At 34.8% G+C, this 2606-nt stretch carries 3 protein-coding genes; all 3 read right to left on the bottom strand.

The window, feature by feature from the left end; genetic code table 11:
• On the bottom strand, window positions 1-272 hold a 272-nt coding region (locus AC3AX0_RS06875), incomplete at its 3' end, for a class I SAM-dependent methyltransferase (protein ID WP_487549567.1).
• Between the two features lie 256 nt (window positions 273-528).
• Window positions 529-1536 (bottom strand): prenyltransferase/squalene oxidase repeat-containing protein, encoded by a 1008-nt coding sequence (locus tag AC3AX0_RS06870; protein ID WP_487549566.1) that lies wholly within the window; start codon window positions 1534-1536, stop codon window positions 529-531.
• A 183-nt stretch (window positions 1537-1719) separates the two neighbouring features.
• A partial coding sequence (locus AC3AX0_RS06865) for a hypothetical protein (protein ID WP_487549565.1) occupies window positions 1720-2606 on the bottom strand: 887 nt, incomplete at its 5' end.

Genomic DNA, 2606 nt, shown 5'->3' with positions numbered 1-2606 from the left:
TTATTTGCAATCGCAGCCTCCAAAACATCATCCATATACTTTGTTCGGCTGATAACTCCACCGTAAATACCAGGACCAACCTTCTCCATTAAATTCATCCACCAATTTCTAACACCTTCATGCTTCATGATATTTAAGAAGAATCTGTTAAAGCCTGTAAGAAACTCTTTGGAATATTTATCAATATATAACCTCTCTTTTTCTGCAAACAACATTTCCATCGCTCTGCTTGCTGCAGCCTTTTCTGGAGTTGACATACTTTTACTTTTCATTGTATTATAATCCTTTCTATAAGTTATATTGATACATATGTTTTTGCATGATCTTAAACTAATTGTATCACAAACAATTAGAATAAGGGCTTTTCACCTACAAATCAGAAGTTATCACAGAGCAACAATTTCAATTTATCGGGGTCATTATAAAAACCACATTTTATAACTTAACATTCTGACAATTATCATTATGTGTATAATGCAATTGATCTATTATATTATAGTTATTACTTGATCATCCGAACCATTTATCTTATTTCTTTACTTCAGCTGGCACGTTAGTATACGCACTCAAAACTTGCAACGCTCTCAATGTAATCCACTTTGAAATCTCTCCCTTTTTCTCTATATCATATCTAATCTTACCGTTGAATGTGTTTTCCATTTCCCAGCGTTCAAAGTCCACTTGTTTTTTCTTCAAAATTAATATTGATTCTTCCATTCGCTTATCATGAACGCCTAATTCCGTAAGAATTATGAGAATTTCTAAAATATCTGTTTGATACATCAATGGAAATCCAAACCGTAACCATCCAGGTTTTGAATTCTTTGACAACTCATGACTTTTCTTGAAAATATGATGAATCAGAAGAAATTCAGTCAGTTCATCAATCTTTTTCTGTACAGCTGTACTCCTGCTTTTTTCAGGGATCACAGCCAAGGCTTTCAGGGATTTGACAACCCCCATAAAGCAGGTATGCTCGCCAAAACAGGCTACATGCTTACTGTATTCCCATCCAGTCAAGTCTGTTTTATCTCCGTCATCAGCCCGTTGGTTACTAACAATCCAATCAATAGATTTTTGAACCCGTTGATCATTCAAATACCCGAATTGTATCAAAGTATGTGTCATATTTCCGGTCAGACACGGTATTACCTTACTTTTCAACCCTGCTCCTGCTTTCTTGCCATATTCAGTAGAAAAACCTCCGTTATCAGCTTGAGACTTCTCCATAATAAATTCACAAGCCCTTTTTATCTGATTAACAGGAACAGCGCCTAGTTCTGCTAAAATTAGAAGCTGCCATACAGTTCCCTGATATTTCTGCGTATAGAATCGATCTTCTTGTCCCCAGAAACCATCATCCTTTTGCTGAGTCAATATTGTTTTCACTTCAAGAGAGTCCATGATTCTTAATCTCACTTGTCTCAGATCAGGATTATCTTCTGGCACCATCAATAACTTTTTCATAGTAAAATATTTCACCGAAGGATTGTCATCTTCCATGAGCCAATCTATTGTGTTTTTGCTGATGTCCATACGGTACCTCCTTTGTTCTGATAAAATTAAGTTGTAACACTATATGTGAGTTTATTAAGGCATCTATTACTTCAACTTTCAATTTATGGGGATGAATTGATAATGCATAGTAATCCAACAAGTACCAATATTATATTGTTTATGTTCACACGACTATCCTCATGAATGCTTATTCTTACAATTTCATTCAAATATCCTTATCAAACCGCCTTCAGATAGTATGATTGGATTGCCGTTTTCATCCACATCGTCGGAATACCATCCATTGACCTTAGTTCTTACCCCTTCATACAACTCAGGGCCACCTTTGGGAACATCTATCAAGACTTTGTAGTCCTGGTTGTCCTTATCATAAGTCACTATTATCTCTTCTTTCGAAATAATCGTCTTGATAACTCCTGTCAGTTTTATATCATAATCTATATCCTGGAATGTATCATCCTTCAGCGATCCATCCGGGTTCAATTCATCAGGCCGTACATCAACCACTGTACATCCCATTGAATTATCAGCGACATCGTCTTCAAAGTCATTAATGGTTATGTCAATATCATATGTCTTCACCTTAGATGTCAACAAATAACCATCCTTATATTCTTTAACATCATCAATATCTCCGTCAGCTTCGCAAGAATAATCTTTAACTATGAAACTGAATTGAGTTGTTTGACTTATACGTGCGCTTGTATCATATTTTTCAATATTGAATCCACCACCATTAACATGGGCATTTGAATTATCAACGTCATGCAGATATAATTCAATTCCTCCTATATCATCAATTCTAGTGAAAGTATTGTTTTCTTTATCAATTAAATACCTTATTTCTGCTCTAATATATACTTCCTGTCCAAACACTGAACTTTGGATAAATCCTGTCAATTTATCAATGGATCTATACTCAATTGAAACAGCTTCATACTCCGAGGTGTTATTGTCTAAATATGTCTTTTCAAAAGAATCCGCTCCTTCATAAGTCATATTGTTTTTTACAGCCAGACTTGCAATATATCTTTCCCTTGAATTCTTTTCATAATCGTTAATATCAATCGACTTATTGGTTTCAAAAC

The organism is Dethiosulfatibacter sp. (assembly GCF_983023055.1).
The sequence above is the reverse complement of the archived record's forward strand: the minus strand, read 5'-3'. Positions and strand labels throughout refer to the sequence as shown.